Origin of the sequence: Streptomyces recifensis (genome assembly GCF_002154615.1) — a bacterium.
Taxonomy (GTDB): Bacteria; Actinomycetota; Actinomycetes; order Streptomycetales; family Streptomycetaceae; genus Streptomyces; species Streptomyces griseoluteus.
The window spans coordinates 1-15686 of record NZ_MUNH01000348.1 but is presented as its reverse complement, the minus strand read 5'-3'; the positions used below and the strand labels follow the sequence as shown (position 1 = coordinate 15686).

Below are 15686 nucleotides of genomic sequence, written 5' to 3'. Positions count from 1 at the left end.
CCGGGGCCGGGGCGCCGGCCGCTCCGGCCACCGTGATCTGCACGCCCTGGTCGGCCAGGGCCTGGAGTTCGGTGGCGGCACGGTCGTCGTGGGCCGGTGGCTCGTCGGTGACCAGGCGGGTGATCGCCTCGGTGGGCACCGTACGGAACATGGTGTCCGTGCCCAGCTTGGTGTGGTCGGCGAGGACCACGACCTCGGAGGCGGCCTGGACCAGGGCCCGGTCCACGGAGGCCGACAGCATGTTGGACGTGGACAGCCCGCGCTCGGCGGTCAGGCCGCTCCCGGAGAGGAACGCCTTGGAGACGCGCAGACCCTGGAGGGACTGCTCGGCGCCGGAGCCGACCAGGGCGTAGTTGGAGCCCCGGAGGGTGCCGCCGGTCATGACCACCTCCACCCGGTTGGCATGGGCCAGCGCCTGCGCCACCAGCAGGGAGTTGGTGACCACGGTCAGACCCGGTACCCGGGCCAGTCTGCGGGCCAGCTCCTGGGTGGTCGTACCGGCGCCGACCACGATGGCCTCGCCCTCTTCGACCAGCCCTGCGGCGACGTCGGCGATGGCCGTCTTCTCCGCTGTCGCGAGATGGGATTTCTGCGGAAAGCCGGATTCTCGCGTGAATCCACCCGGCAGTACCGCACCGCCATGCCGGCGGTCGAGGAGTCCTTCTGCCTCCAGCGCGCGCACGTCCCGCCGTACGGTCACTTCGGAGGTCTGGACGACGCGGGCGAGTTCACGGAGCGACACGGCCCCGTTCGCTCGCACCATTTCGAGGATCAGTTGACGACGTTCTGCAGCGAACACGGAACTGACAGTAACCCCAACGACCGTCTGCTTTCAGCAGTTTGCGCCGAATAGCAGAAGTTGTTCGCAACCGGACCCCGGAAGTGATATAGGGACCTACCGGCCGACTATGCCTCTCGCATGGGCCGCCCGGCCCCCGCCCCTCAGCCCGCGCCGCCCGTCTTGCGGGTCTGCAACTGCCGGGCCACCTCGGCGATCGAGCCGGACAGCGACGGGTAGACCGTGAACGCCTTGGCGATCTGCTCGACCGTCAGATTGTTGTCGACCGCGATCGAGATGGGGTGGATGAGTTCCGAGGCGCGCGGCGCGACGACCACGCCGCCGACCACGATCCCGGTGCCCGGCCGGCAGAAGATCTTGACGAAGCCGTCCCGGATGCCCTGCATCTTCGCGCGGGGGTTGCGCAGCAGCGGCAGCTTCACCACCCGCGCGTCGATCTTGCCCGCGTCCACGTCCGCCTGGGTGTAGCCGACGGTGGCGATCTCGGGGTCGGTGAAGACGTTGGAGGAGACCGTCTTGAGGTCGAGCGGGGCAACCGCGTCGCCGAGGAAGTGGTAGACCGCGATCCGGCCCTGCATCGCCGCCACGGAGGCCAGCGCGAAGACGCCGGTCACGTCACCGGCCGCGTACACGCCGGGCGCGCTGGTGCGGGAGACCTTGTCGGTCCAGATGTGCCCGGAGTCGCGCAGCTTGACCCCGGCCTCCTCCAGGCCCAGGCCCGCGCTGTTCGGGATCGCGCCGACCGCCATCAGGCAGTGCGTACCGGTGATCACGCGGCCGTCGGCGAGGGTGACCTCGACCCGGTCGCCGACCCGCTTGGCGGACTGGGCGCGGGAGCGGGCCATCACGTTCATGCCCCGGCGGCGGAAGACGTCCTCCAGCACGGCGGCGGCGTCCGGGTCCTCGCCGGGCAGCACGCGGTCGCGCGAGGAGACCAGGGTGACCTTGGAGCCGAGCGCCTGGTAGGCACCGGCGAACTCGGCGCCGGTGACGCCGGAGCCGACCACGATCAGCTCTTCGGGCAGCTCGGTGAGGTCGTAGACCTGGGTCCAGTTCAGGATGCGCTCGCCGTCCGGCTGGGCGTCGGGCAGCTCGCGCGGGTGGCCGCCGGTGGCGATGAGCACGGCGTCGGCGGTGAGGGTCTCCTCGGTGCCGTCGGCGGCGGTGACGACGACCTTGCGGGAGCCGTCGAGGGCCTGCATGCCCTCCAGGCGGCCCCGGCCGCGCATGACGCGGGCACCGGCGCGGGTGACGGAGGCGGTGATGTCGTGGGACTGGGCGAGCGCGAGCCGCTTCACCCGACGGTTGACCTTGCCGAGGTCCACGCCGACCACGCGGGCCGCCTGCTCGATGTGCGGGGTGTCGTCGGCGACGATGATGCCCAGCTCCTCGTAGGAGGAGTCGAAGGTGGTCATCACCTCGGCCGTGGCGATGAGGGTCTTCGACGGCACGCAGTCGGTCAGCACCGACGCTCCGCCCAGACCGTCGCAGTCCACGACGGTCACCTCCGCGCCGAGCTGGGCGGCCGTCAGCGCCGCCTCGTATCCGCCGGGTCCGCCACCGATGATCACGATCCGAGTCACGTACCCCATTGTCCCGCACCCGGCCGGAAGCGGGCGCGCCGGGGGCACAAGCGCCGATACGGGCTGGTGGGAGCGGAGTTTTCACAGCGCCGGGAGGGCTCACAAGGCGCTGACGGCACCCTCGGTCGAGCGTGCGCAGCCGTTTTGCCCAGCCTTTGTCGAAATCGGCATGACAACGATCGCATTCCTGTGGGCTCTGTCATCTACGCGCGTAGGAGAACACCGGCTACCCTCGTCCGCGTGAACGCATCTCTCCTTCCGGACGACCGCCAGGGCGACCCGCACGCCGCCGCCGACGCCGCCGCCGCGCGCCTGCGCGAACTCACCGGCGCCGAGACCCACGACGTCGCCCTCGTGATGGGCTCCGGCTGGGCGCCGGCCGTGGACGCCCTGGGCGAGCCCGACGCCGAGTTCCAGGTCACCGAGCTGCCCGGTTTCCCGCCGCCGGCCGTCGAGGGGCACGGCGGCAAGATCCGCTCGTACACCTTCGGTGACAAGCGCGCCCTGGTCTTCCTGGGCCGTACCCACTACTACGAGGGCCGTGGCGTCGCCGCCGTCGCGCACGGGGTCCGCACCGCCGTCGCCGCCGGCTGCAAGACCATCGTGCTCACCAACGGCTGCGGCGGCCTGCGCGAGGGCATGCGCCCCGGCCAGCCGGTGCTGATCAGCGACCACCTGAACCTGACGGCCACCTCCCCGATCGTCGGCGCCAACTTCGTCGACCTCACCGACCTGTACTCGCCCCGCCTGCGCGCCCTGTGCAAGGAGATCGACCCCTCCCTGGAGGAGGGCGTGTACGCGCAGTTCCCCGGCCCGCACTACGAGACCCCGGCCGAGATCCGCATGGCCCGCGTGATCGGCGCGGACCTGGTCGGCATGTCCACGGTGCTGGAGGCCATCGCCGCGCGCGAGGCCGGTGCCGAGGTGCTGGGCATCTCCCTGGTCACCAACCTCGCCGCCGGTATGACGGGCGAGCCGCTGAACCACGAGGAGGTCCTCCAGGCGGGCCGCGACTCGGCGGCGCGCATGGGCCAGCTGCTGGGACAGGTGCTGAACCGGCTGTAGCCCGACGGCGGCAGCGGACGGAATCGAGAGAGAGGTTCACCCGAGGTGCAGGACGAAGTGATCGCACGGGCCCAGGCGTGGCTGGCCGAGGACCCCGACCCGGAGACCCGCGAGGAGCTGGCGAAGCTCATCGAGGCCGGGGACACGGCGGAGCTGACCGCCCGGTTCAGCGGCACGCTCCAGTTCGGCACCGCCGGGCTGCGCGGCGAGCTGGGCGCGGGCCCGATGCGGATGAACCGCGCCGTCGTGATCCGCGCGGCCGCCGGTCTCGCCGCGTACCTGAAGGCCAAGGGCGAGACCGGCGGCCTGGTGGTCGTCGGCTACGACGCCCGGCACAAGTCGGCCGACTTCGCGCGGGACACCGCCGCCGTGATCACCGGCGCCGGCCTGCGCGCCGCCGTGCTGCCGCGCCCGCTGCCCACCCCGGTCCTCGCCTTCGCCATACGGCACCTGGGCGCGGTCGCGGGCGTGGAGGTCACGGCCAGCCACAACCCGCCGCGCGACAACGGCTACAAGGTGTACCTCGGCGACGGCTCCCAGATCGTGCCGCCCGCCGACGCGGAGATCGCCGCCGAGATCGCCGCGGTGCGCGCGCTCGCCGACGTGCCCCGGCCCGAGGCGGGCTGGGAGGTGCTGGGCGACGAGGTACTGGACGCGTATCTGGCGCGTACGGACGCGGTGCTGGCCGAGGGGTCGGCCCGTGGCGCCCGCACCGTCTACACAGCGATGCACGGGGTCGGCAAGGACGTGCTGCTCGCGGCGTTCGCGCGGGCCGGGTTCCCGGAGCCGGTGCTGGTGGCCGAACAGGCCGAGCCCGACCCGGACTTCCCGACCGTGGCCTTCCCCAACCCGGAGGAGCCCGGCGCGATGGACCTCGCCTTCGAGCGGGCGACCGTCACCGAGCCGGACCTCGTGATCGCCAACGACCCGGACGCGGACCGCTGCGCGGTGGCCGTGCGCGACGGCGGCGACTGGCGGATGCTGCGCGGTGACGAGGTGGGCGCGCTGCTCGCCGCGCACCTGGTGGGCCGGGGCGTCACGGGCACCTTCGCGGAGTCCATCGTCTCCTCCTCCCTGCTCGGCCGGATCGCCGGGAAGGCCGGGCTCGGCTACGAGGAGACCCTGACGGGCTTCAAGTGGATCGCCCGCGTGGAGGGCCTGCGGTACGGGTACGAGGAGGCGCTCGGCTACTGCGTGGACCCCGAGGGCGTGCGGGACAAGGACGGCATCACGGCGGCCCTGCTCATCACCGAGCTGGCGTCGGAGCTGAAGGAGTCCGGGCGGACCCTGCTCGACCTCCTGGACGACCTCGCCCTGGAGCACGGTCTGCACGCCACGGACCAGCTCTCGGTACGGGTGGAGGACCTGTCGGTCATCGCCGACGCGATGCGCCGCCTGCGTGAGCAGCCGCCCACCGCCCTGGCGGGTCTCACGGTCACCTCGGCGGAGGACCTCACCCGCGGCACCGCCTCCCTACCGCCCACGGACGGCCTGCGCTACGCCCTGGACGGCGCCCGCGTCATCGTCCGCCCGAGCGGCACCGAGCCCAAGCTGAAGTGCTACCTGGAGGTCGTGGTGCCGGTCGCGGACCGCTCCGCCCTCCCGGCGGCCCGTGCGCGGGCGACCGAACTGCTGACGGCGATCAAGCGGGACCTGTCGGAGGCGGCGGGGATCTGACGCGGGACAGCGTCCCCCGAGGTCAAGATCTGCACAAGAGGCTGGTGGCCGGGCCGGGCCCGACCACTAGTGTCCAGGTCATGACCATGAACATGACGCGTCGCAGCCTGATACGGGGCGGTACCGGCCTCGCCGCCGGTGCCGCCGCCGGGCTGGGACTACCCGCCCAGGCGGCGGTGGCCGCGCCCCTGGACAACCCGGCGAACGTGCCGGGCGGGACCGCGCTGATCGACGTCGCCGCCGGTTCCACCCGCTGGCTGGCCGGTGTCGCCAACCAGGACAGCTCGACCACGGTCCAGGGCATCGCCTTCGACTCGGCGGCCGGGCACCTCTACACGCTCCAGGTGGCCGGCGCGAGCCAGGTGGCCTACCTCCGCTCGGGCAGCCAGGTGGCGGTGACGGCGTCCATCGGCGGGGACGACCACGCGGAGTCGGGCGACCTCTGCCTGACCCGGCACGACATCGCCACCGGCGCGGTCAACGGCTACATGTACCTGCTGGGCTTCGGCCACGGGGTCTCCCTCGGCGTGCAGCCCGCGAGCGGGGGCAACCCGGCGTACGTGTGGACCGAGGCGGGGTCCGGGCGGAGCGGGTACGGGCAGGAGTTCGTCCGCTTCCCCTTCGTCACCAAGACGGTGCTGTGGACCAGCCACCCGTCGGTGCAGCGCTTCGGCTCACCGGACCCGGCGGCGACCTCCATGACGCCGTCGGTGGACGTGGACCACAACATCCTGCTGATCCGCTACGCGCTGGGCTCCGACCACTGGTTCGCGGCGTACGACCTGGCCGCGGCGGCGGCCACGGCCGGCACCGGCACCCTCCCGGCCCCCCTGGCCCGCATCCAGCAGCCCCCGCTGTACAAGTACAAGGCCGACGGCACCCCGGACCCCACCACCCCGGCCACCTTCCAGGGCTTCACGTCGTACGGCCAGTACGTCTACATGCTCGACGGCGATCCCCGCACCACGACCCCGTCCAGCACCCTGACCGGCGTCGACAAGTGGGCCATCCACACGACGTCCTTCGACCTCAACGGCACGGCGAACAACCCCACGACGGGCTACATCGCCAGCACCCACTCGGAGGCGGACGCGGCGGCGGACCCCCGCGAACCGGAGGGCATGGCGATCTACACGGGCGCGGGCGCCCCCCGCCTGTGCTTCGGCATCACGAACAACTCGGGCAGCAACAGGCAGTTCGACCTTTATTACAAGGTCTGAAAGCCGGATCGACCGGACTCCTCCGGCCGCCACACGGAACACGGTTCACGGTCCGGGAAGGCGAAAAACGGGCAGAAGCCCCGCCGAAGTATTTCGGCGGGGCTTCTGCGAGTGTATTTATTCGGCTCTTTGCTCAAACCGGGTATCAGGAAATAACTGAGGTCCCCAGAACCGAGCCCCGACGCGGATCCAACAGGTTGACGTCGGCCCTCTCGAATTTATCTTCCAGAGCCTCGAAACCTCGCCTACGGACGTAAGCGGCCTCATTGGCGTAGATCGGGATCAGCCACAGGATGGCGACCTCCTGCTTCCCGTCGAGGAAACTGTCGTATCCCGACGGGTAAGCATAGAGTGGAGCGATAAGCAGGTGGTCCGCCTCGCTTCCCTCCATCCAGGGCCAACCGAGAGCGAGCACGGAACCCGCATCCGCATTCCGCCCGACTGCTTGCCAGTGCGCGACCATGGTCACCGTTTCCAGGTGCCGCTGAAACGCGTACGGAGAGAGCAGAGCGAACTCGTGGGCGCCTTCTCCCACGATCGACGCACCCATCGATACGTAGACCCAGGGCTCCGACGGATCCGTCGGCTCAATGCACCGTACACGAAACTCCGGTAGCACCTCGTCGATGGGGCCGGCATTCCACCGACTGTCCACATGCGGAGTGCCTGCCCAGAATTTGCGCAGATGTCGGTCGAGCACACTCTGACGGCTGCCAATCGATGGCTCCATGGTCATTTCCTCATTCCGAACGCGTTCGCGAGTTTCGTCAGCGCCCCCGACAGCCTGCCCCCTTGACTGCTCTGGCAGGCCCGGCATCGCGTGCCATTGATACCCGCTTTCGCGTATTCACGCCGCTCAGCGTCCGTCATCTTCCACCCGTCATGGAAATAGTAGTGTTCGCCGAGTGGCGGGTCGTGCTCAGGTACGGGCTGGGTCGAAGTTCCCTCCACCTGTACCTCTCCGCAATCCAGGCAACGGGTGCCTGCACCGGCCTTCCTGGCGGCTCGCCCAGCGGGACCGCGAGTCTGAGCCCCGCCGTAGTCACGCTTCCTGTTGTACTTCCTCACCGGCATGGCAGGGCCTTGGCTGTCGGTCACTGTCCCTTCGGAGTCAACCTCAAATCGCGCACCACCGGTCGGACAAGCCGCTGCACTGTCGTTGTGTACGAGGACCTGAATTTCACCGGCCGCCACGTGATACGTGTGCAGGCCCTCGATGCTCAGATCGTAGGTGACACCCTGGGACGTATACGACGCCACCCTGGTGATCTTGGAGTGGCTTCCGTCGCCGTCCTGGAGCTCGTAGCCCGCTTGGAGTTCGCCGGCCTGGGTCCACCTGTTTCGAGTCGCCTCGTAGAACTGGTGGTGCTTCGTTGTGTGGATCGTCTTCACACCGGACTTCGTGGCGACGGCGACATCGACGAAGTCTCGGTCGGTCTTGGTGACGACCACCGACTTGACCTTGTGCTTCTCCTTCTTCGTCTTGCCGGGCTCGGCCGTCAGGACGTAGTCGCCGGGCTTGACCTGGGAGATGGGCTTCACCGTGGCGTTGGCCATGAGGACGCCCGTGCTGCCGGTGAAGCTGTGCGGCGTGCAGCCCTTGCGGCCGAACTTGCTGGCCGCGGCGCCGAAGACGCCGCCTGTCACCGCTCCGACCGCCGTGGCCTTCGCCGCGCCGCTCGCGCTGCAGCCCTCCTCGCTGGACGCACAGGAGATGCCGTAGCCGACCGCGCCTTCCGCGGCTCCGCCCGCCGCGCCCATGGCCGCGCCGTTGAGTACCTTGCCGCCGGCGCCGGCGAGCAGTCGGCCCACCGCGCCGGAGGCCGCGCCACCGGCCGCACCGCCGAGGGCACCGGTCGCGGCACCGATGGCCACCGACCCGAGGAAACCGCCGACGGACTTGGGGCCGTCGCTCATCATGTAGCCGACGCCGTTGGCCGCCGCGCCCGCGAGGGCCGCGCAGCCGACCGCTCCGACACCCCAGGTCGCGGCGGTGCACCCGGCGAAGACCGCCACACCCACCGCGACCGAGACGATCGTCGCGGCGTGCTGCTTGACGAAGTTGCCCGTCGCCTTGGCCGCCGCCTTGACGCCCCGGCCGACCTTCTTCAGGGCCTTCTTGCCCAGATCGGCGGCCTTGGCGGCTACGTGCTTGACCGCCTTGGCGACCTGCCGGGCCCGCTGTTTGACGTGCTGGACGACCTTGTGGGCATAACGTTTGACGGCCTTATAGGTGCGTTTGACGTATCTCTTGACCTTTTTGACGCTGTCGTGGACGTAGTGCACGACCTTGCGTGCCGCCCGGCGGACCTTGTGGACGACCTTCTTGACGGCCTTCTTGATGTGCTTGGCCGCCTTGCGGACCTTCTTGGCGACGGCCTTGACCGCGTGCTTGGTCTTCTTCCAGGCCGACTTGGCCTTGCTCTTGACCTTCTTGGCGACCTTGTGGAACGCCTTCTTCACGAAGCCGAACCAGTGCCCGGTCGGGTCGACGCCCGTCATCGGGTTCTGGTTGGCGTACGCGTAGGCGTTGGCGTTCACCGAGTCCGGCAGCGGATCGTTGCTGACCGTGTCCCGGCTGTTGAACTGGCCGGTCTGCGGCGAGTACCAGCGCGCGGCCATGTTGACCTGGGCGGTCTCGGGGTCGGTCCAGCCGGACTGGTAACCGAGGTTGCCCAGCATCCCCGCCGAGGCGGAGACCTTGCCGAACGGCGTGTAGCTGGCCGAACCGCTCAGCGTCTCCCCGGAGTCGGTGTACTGCGCGACCAGGTCGTCGTGGATGTCGGTCAGCGCGAGCACCGACGACGTACCCGACCTGATGCCCAGCAGCGAACCGTCGGCACTGCGGCTGTACGTCGCCGAGCCGTCGGAGGCCACGTCGTTGCCGTCGCCGCTGTACTGGAAGGAGAAGACGTCCGCGCCGCCTCCGTCCTTGGCCTTCAGGACGCGGTCCAGACCGTCGTAGGTGTACGTCCGGTCGCCCTCGTTGATCACGCGGTTGAAGGCGTCCGCCTTCATCTCGGTCCGGGTCCCGGACTCGTCCGTGATCGAGCTCAGCGTGCCGCGCTTGGTGTACGCGTACGTGCTGTGGCCGTCCGAGGTGAGCCGGTTGCGGGCGTCGTACGTGTACGTGTCGCCTCCGACCCTCGTGCGGTTGCCCGAGGCGTCGTAGCCGTAGACCTCCGTGGTGGTGCCGTTGTTCCAGGACGTCAGCCGGTCCGACCAGTCGTACGCGTACGTGTTGGTGGACGCGCCCGCGACCCCGGTGGTCGTCTTCGACGTGATGTTGTCGTTGTCGTCCCACCCGTAGGTGATGGAGGACAGGACCTTGCCGCCGGGCGAGGTCAGCTTGTCACCGGTGATGCGCTGCAGCGCGTCGTAACTGAACGCGCGCTTGGACTTGCCGGTGCCGTAGTCGACCTGCGTGACGGCGTTGTCGACGTTGTAGGTGTAGGTCGCCCGGGAGCCGGTGACCGCGTCGTCGACCGTCTTCAGGCGGCCGGCGGTGTCGTACCCGTAGGACGACGTGCCCGAGGCGTCCGTGCGGGACGTCATCGCGCCGTCACCGTTGTAGGCGAACGACGAACTGCCCGACGGTCCGGACGCCGTGAGCAGCGCTCCCCGGTCGTCGTAGGTGAAGTGGTCGTCGTCCTCCCCGGCACCTGCGACGGCCGTGACGCGGTCGTCGGCGTCGTAGGCGTAGGTGTGGTCGGCCGTCGCGGCCTCCGCACCCGAACCGGTCTGCTTCACCAGCCGGCTCTTCGTGTCGTACTCGTTGGTGATGGTCACCCCGCCCGGTGACCGCTGCTCGGACACCCGGCCGGCCGCGTCGTACACCGTGGTGTAGGTGCGGTCGGCAGCGGCGGGCTGGTCCGGGGTGGACGGCTCGATGACGGACTCCGGCAGCCCCCACTTGTTGTAGGTGGTGATGAACGGGTTGCCCCGGCCGTCGGTGAACCGGGTGCGGTTGCCCGCGACGTCGTAGCCGAAGGACGTGGTGATCGACTCGGTCGCGGAGACCGGCTCGACCGCCTTGGTCACCAGACCCGTGGGGTCGACGGTGAAGGTGGTGGTGTGGCCCCGGTAGTCGGTCACCGACAGCGGGTTGCCGGCGCGGTCGTAGGTGGAGTTGCTGGTGCGCAGCACCGCGCCGCCCGCGTCCAGTTCGCTGGTGCCGACCAGTTGGCCGAAGCCGTCGTAGGTGTTCTTGGTGCTGGTGTTGTCCGGGTCGGTCGCGGTGAGGACGTCGCCGTCCATGGTGTAGGTGAACTTCGAGGTGTTGCCCGCCCCGTCGGTCACCTCCGTGACGTCGCCGAGGGCGTTGTACTTGTACGACTCCGAGACCCCGGTCGGGCTCACCCGCCGCGAGAGCTCACCGCCCGGCGCGTTGTACTCGTTGATCGCCGTGTACGCCCGCTGTGTGGGCTGGCGGACGATGTCCGTGCTGGTCAGCTCGTTGCCGAGGTAGTCCCAGGTGGACTCCTGGCGCGCACCTCCGGGACTGTTCGACGAGAGCAGGTCGCCATTGGCGTCGTAGACCATCGTCGACCTGCCGCCGCCCGGCTCGGTGACCGAGGCCACGTCGCCGAGCTGGGTGTACGTGTACGACGTGCGGTTGCCCAGCGGGTCGACCTCCGCCGTGACCTGGCCCAGCTTGTTGTACTCGTTCCAGGACGTGGCCGTGATCGGCGTGGAGGCACCCGGCGCGGTGTAGTCGGGCAGCTTGGTGGAGGTCTCCTGGCCCTCCGCGTCATAGGCCGTGGTCGTGACGTTGCCCGACGGATCGGACGTCTCGGTGGTCTCGCCGAAGGTGTTGTAGCCCGTCATCGAGATCGGCCGCAGGGCGGTGGGTGAGCCCCCGTCCTTCTCGGCGTTGACGACCGGCTCGGTGACCGTGGTCTGCTGAGCGGCCTCGTCGTAGGCGTAGTCCGTCGTGTTGCCGAGCTCGTCGGTCGAGGACAGCGGCAGACCCCGCTGGTCCAGCTTCCAGGTGGCCGAGCGCACGGAACTGCCCGCCGCCGGAAGCGTGCCGCCCGCCAGGGCGGACACCTGGGACGCGCTCAGCGCGTCACCGTAGACCTGTACGTCGGCGACGGAGCCCTGCGCGTTCTCGGCGTAGGTGCCGTTGAACAGACGCCGGCCGATCTGGAGCGGGCCGGTGGCCTCCCAGGGTGAGGTGAAGGACGTGGTGGTGCCCGACTGGGCGCCGTTGACGTACAGCTTCAGCGAGGCGGACGCCTGGTCGTACACACCGGTGAGGTGGGTCCAGGTGCCGGTCTTGACCGCGGCGGTGCCGGAATTGGTCCGGACGGTCGCGGCGCCGACGGCGTCCGTGGAGTGGCGGTTGAAGGTCCAGCCGTATGTGGTGGAGTAGTAGAGCTGGAAGCCGCTGTTGAGCTTGCCGTCCTGGGCGAGGAAGGTGCTGTTGGCGGCGGTGGAGCCGAGCTTGACCCAGGCGGAGACGGTGAAGTCGCCGCTGGTGTTGACCGCCGGGCCGTCCGCCTGCCCGTAGGCGGTGGCGGTGCCGTTGAGGACGGCGGAGCCGCCCTTCTCGGTGGACCGGGTGACCGAACTGCCCAGCGTCACCTTGCTGTTGCCGCCGGAGGAGTCCTGGGCGGTGAGGCCACTGGGCTCCGACAGCTTCCAGCGGGCCACGGGAGCGGTGGTGCCGTCGTGCTCCGTGTAGCCGGTGACATTGCCCAGGGCGTCGTAGCGGGTGTCCGTCCGGTCGACGTCCCCGGTGGCCGGGTCCGTCTCGGTCTCCGTCACGACGTTGTCGTCGGGGTCGTAGGACACCTTGGTGCTGCGGTTGACGCCGGTCGGGTCGAGCACGGACGAGGCGACGCGGTCGGCCGCGTCCACCACGAAGGTGGAGGTGGTCCGGCCGTCGTTGGTCACCTGCTTGGTCAGGTTCCCCGCGAGGTCGTAGGTGTTGGCCTCCTCGACGAACTGCTTGCCGCTCGCCGGGTCCTTGCGGGTGACCGAGGCGGACAGGCCGTCGTCGGTGTAGGTGTACGCGGTCACCCAGCCCATGGCGTCGGTGATCGACGCGAGCCGGCCGGCCGGGTCGTACGCCCGTGACTCCTGGACCAGGGTCGTGGGCGCCGACGGGTTGTTCGGGTCGCCGGTGTAGTCGAGCAGGTTGGTGGTGAGCGGCCGCTGCTGGGCGTCGTAGGTGTAGGTGTTGACCGTCCCCAGCGGGTCGGTCTCCTTCACCTTGTTGCCGTAGACGTCGTACTCGAACGACGTGGTGCCGCCGCCGGGGTCCGTCCGCGAGGCGAGCCGGTTGTAGGCGTCGTACGTCATGGACGTCGACCGGGTGGCGTCACCGCCCCGGACGTCGGCCACCGTCTGCGAGAGCACGTTGCCGTCGTCGTCGAAGCCCGTGGTGGTCTTCGCCTGGTGCACCGCGCCGGTGACGCGGTTGGTGACGGCGGGGCTGGTCTCGGTGAGGACCTGGTCGTTCTTGTCGTACGTCTGGGTCGTGGTGAGACCGGACGGCTGGGAGTCGGAGGTCTCCGTGCGGGAGATCTGCCGGCCCAGCTTGTCGTAGGTGTACGTGATCTTCGCGCCGTTGGCGTCGGTGACCGAGGCCAGGTCGCCGGTGGAGAAGTAGGTGTACTTCGTCGTCCGGCCGCCCGGTGTGGTGACCGTGTCCGTCAGGCCGGCCGGTGCCAGGGCTCCGCCGCCCTCGGCGGCCGGGGTGGACGCCGTGGTGTAGGTGGTGGTGGCGGTACGGCCGCCGGGACTGCCGGGGACCGGGGGTCCGGTGACCGACAGCAGGTTGCCGCCGGTGTCGTAGGAGTAGCTGGTGAGGTAGGTGTTGTCCGTGGGGCCCGAGGAACGGCCGTCCCGCTCGGTGAGCAGCAGGTCGTTGCGCGGGTCCATCGTCGGGAAGGCGGTCGTGGCGTCCGGGTAGTACGTGTAGTACTCCGTGGCGCACTTGTCCGCCGTCGTGTCCTGGCAACTGGTCTGCGAGACCGTGTTGCCGCGCACGTCGTAGCCCGTGGTGCTCCGGTTGCCGTTGGCGTCGGTCACGGTGTGCAGGAAGCCGCCCGTGTCGTAGCCGTAGGTCGTCCGGTTGCCCTCGGTGTCGATCGCCGCCAGCAGACGGTTGCCCATCTCCGCGTCGTAGACGTACTTCAGCGTCTTGTCGGTCGGGTCGGTCAGCGTGACCGTGCGCACCGGGGCGACCCCGGACGACGCCTTGTACGCCGACCAGTGCTGCTCGACCTGGTCCTCGGTCAGCGGGTGGCCGTAGCTGGCGACCTCGGCGACGGAGCCGTTGAAGAAGCTCAGGTCACCGGGAGAGGCCTCCCAGGTCTTGGCGAAGCCCGCGCCGACGAACGACCGCGTGTTGCTCTGGTCGCCCGCCGCGCCGGTGAAGTCGGCCTGCTTGGCGCCGTCCAGGTACATCGTCTGGGTGGTGCCGGAGGCCGACAGGACCGCGTGGTGCCAGGTGTTGTCGGTGACGGCGGCCGTGGAGCCGAAGGCGGCGGAGCCGGTGGCGCTCCACCAGTGGCCGTGCAGCTTGCCGTCGGTGCCCACGTACAGCAGCGGGGTCCACGAGCCGGACGGGGTGCCCGCGGGCGCCTGCGACTGGTCGGAGAGGATCACACCGGGGGCACTGGTCTTGAACCACAGCTCGACGGCGCGGTCGCCCGAGCGGTGCCAGGGGGCGTACGGGATCTCGGCGTACGACGACGTGCCGTCGAAGGACGCCGCGGTCACGTCACCGGCGCCGAACGGACCGGCCACGCCCTGCGTGACGGTGTTGTACGTGCCGAATCCGGTGTGCACCTCGTTGGCCGCCTGCTGCGCGCCGAGGGTGTCGGCCAGCCGCCAGTAGCCGGCCGGGACCGAGCCCATCACCGCCGAGCGGTAGACCTGCGAGGAGCCGGTGACCGTGGGCGGGTTGAGCTTCCAGGTACCGCCCTCGGAGTCCGTGGCCTGCTTGACCAGGTCGTCGGTGGTGCCGTAGACGACCGACGCCTCGGTCTTTCCGCCGGGCGTGGTGATCTTGTTCAGCAGACCGGCGGACCGCTTGGCGGCCTGGTACTGCGCGGTGATCACCGAGGGGTCGAGCGGCTCGGAGTAGACGGCGGCCTCGGCCATCTGGCCCGTGTAGTGCCCGAGCTTGTCGTTCGGGTTCATCGAGGGCCAGCCGTCGGTGTTCACACCGGCGCCGAGAGAGAGGTAGGGCTGCTCCCAGTCGTTGATGGTGCCGCTCAGCGAACCCTGGGAGACACCGTCGAGGTACAGCGTCTGGCTGGTGGCCATGCCGGTGAGCACGGCGTTGTGCCACTGCCCGTCGGTGACCGAGGCGCCCGACGTGATCGTCGACATGCATCCCGGCGACATGGCCAGGCAGCCGCGCAGCTTGCCGTCGGTGCCGACGTACACGGCGGGCGTGTTCTTCTTGGTGTTGGCGACCGGGTTGGAGTCGCTCAGCGGCTTGTCGCCGTAGTAGAAGAGGACACCTCCCGCGGTGGTCGTCTTGAACCACAGCGAGACCGTCATGTACGACGGCGTGGCGCCCGGCGCGCTCGGCATCTCCACGTAGGAGGTCGTGCCGTTGAAGCCGGCCGTCTTCTGCGTGGAGCCCGCGAGGACGGAGGCCCCGCCCAGCGTCACGTTGTGGTACAGACCGTTGTAGCGGCCCTGGTTGTTGTCCACCGAGTCCGCGGCGACGGTGGCACCGGACGCCTCACCGAGCCGCCAGTAGGCGTACGGGTCGGCGTCCAGCACCGTGGTGCGGTAGTGGTTGCCGGTGGCGTAGGCGTAGGTGGTGCACTTGGTGGGGGTGCCGGGCGGGCAGACCGAGGTGAGCTGGTCGCCGCTGTAGCCGTAGTTCCAGGTCTGGACCGTGGAGGAGTCCGTCGCGACCGCCGCGTCGGTCGCCACCGAGGCGACGTGCGCCGTGGTGGCGCCGGACGGCGTGACCCAGGTCAGGGCCAGCGAACGCGCCGACTTCTCGTTCTTGATCTTCGTGAGCTGCTTGGAGGTGTTGTAGGTGAACGTCTCCGTGCGGCCCGCGTAGTCCTTGATGCTGGATATCGCCGTCGTGCCCGCCTTGGCGGTGGGCTGGGTGAAGGCGTACTCGGTGAAGTCCTTGTCGGTCAGCGCGTAGCCGCCGGTGGCCGGCTGGAGACGCGCGTACCGGCCGAGGGGGGGCTGGAAGGTGCCGTCGGTGTTGCGGCCGAAGGCGACCTGCTCACCACCGGGGTAGGTGATGATCACGCTGGTGACGGTGCCGGCGGGGTTCTTGACCTCGGCGGCCTTCATGTCGGCGACCGTCGACCAGCCGGCGCCGAAGGCACCGTCGACCCGCGGGTCGATGCT

Annotated in this window: 7 protein-coding genes; 3 read left to right on the top strand and 4 right to left on the bottom strand. The window is 69.8% G+C overall.

The features are described 5' to 3' along the window. Together CCN33_RS18705 and CCN33_RS18700 are read right to left on the bottom strand one after the other, a co-directional pair. Nucleotides 1-763, bottom strand: a 763-nt coding sequence (locus CCN33_RS18705) for a DeoR/GlpR family DNA-binding transcription regulator (RefSeq protein ID WP_244173858.1), incomplete at its 3' end; no start/stop codon positions are given. Nucleotides 764-942: 179 nt separating this feature from the next. Further along, nucleotides 943-2391 (bottom strand): NAD(P)H-quinone dehydrogenase, encoded by a 1449-nt coding sequence (locus CCN33_RS18700; RefSeq protein WP_086694723.1) that lies wholly within the window; start codon nucleotides 2389-2391, stop codon nucleotides 943-945. A 231-nt stretch (nucleotides 2392-2622) separates the two neighbouring features. On the opposite strand from CCN33_RS18700, the gene CCN33_RS18695 reads away from it, so the two are divergent. The 3 genes from CCN33_RS18695 to CCN33_RS18685 all read left to right on the top strand — a co-directional run bounded on the left by CCN33_RS18695 (nucleotide 2623) and on the right by CCN33_RS18685 (nucleotide 6344). Beyond that, nucleotides 2623-3447 carry a purine-nucleoside phosphorylase gene (locus CCN33_RS18695; RefSeq protein WP_086694722.1) on the top strand — a complete coding sequence of 275 codons (825 nt, stop codon included), beginning with the start codon at nucleotides 2623-2625 and terminating at the stop codon, nucleotides 3445-3447. 45 nt (nucleotides 3448-3492) lie between these two features. Continuing rightward, nucleotides 3493-5124 carry a phospho-sugar mutase gene (locus CCN33_RS18690; protein WP_086694721.1) on the top strand — a complete coding sequence of 544 codons (1632 nt, stop codon included), beginning with the start codon at nucleotides 3493-3495 and terminating at the stop codon, nucleotides 5122-5124. An 80-nt stretch (nucleotides 5125-5204) separates the two neighbouring features. Then, entirely contained in the window at nucleotides 5205-6344 is a 1140-nt protein-coding gene (locus CCN33_RS18685; RefSeq protein ID WP_086694720.1) for a hypothetical protein, read from the top strand. A gap of 145 nt (nucleotides 6345-6489) precedes the next feature. On the opposite strand, the gene CCN33_RS18680 is transcribed toward CCN33_RS18685, so the two are convergent. Both CCN33_RS18680 and CCN33_RS18675 read right to left on the bottom strand, forming a co-directional pair. Then, entirely contained in the window at nucleotides 6490-7074 is a 585-nt protein-coding gene (locus tag CCN33_RS18680) for a suppressor of fused domain protein (RefSeq protein ID WP_167387894.1), read from the bottom strand. A 2-nt stretch (nucleotides 7075-7076) separates the two neighbouring features. Further along, entirely contained in the window at nucleotides 7077-15629 is an 8553-nt protein-coding gene (locus tag CCN33_RS18675) for a LamG-like jellyroll fold domain-containing protein (RefSeq protein WP_086694724.1), read from the bottom strand. Between the last annotated feature and the right edge of the window lie 57 nt (nucleotides 15630-15686).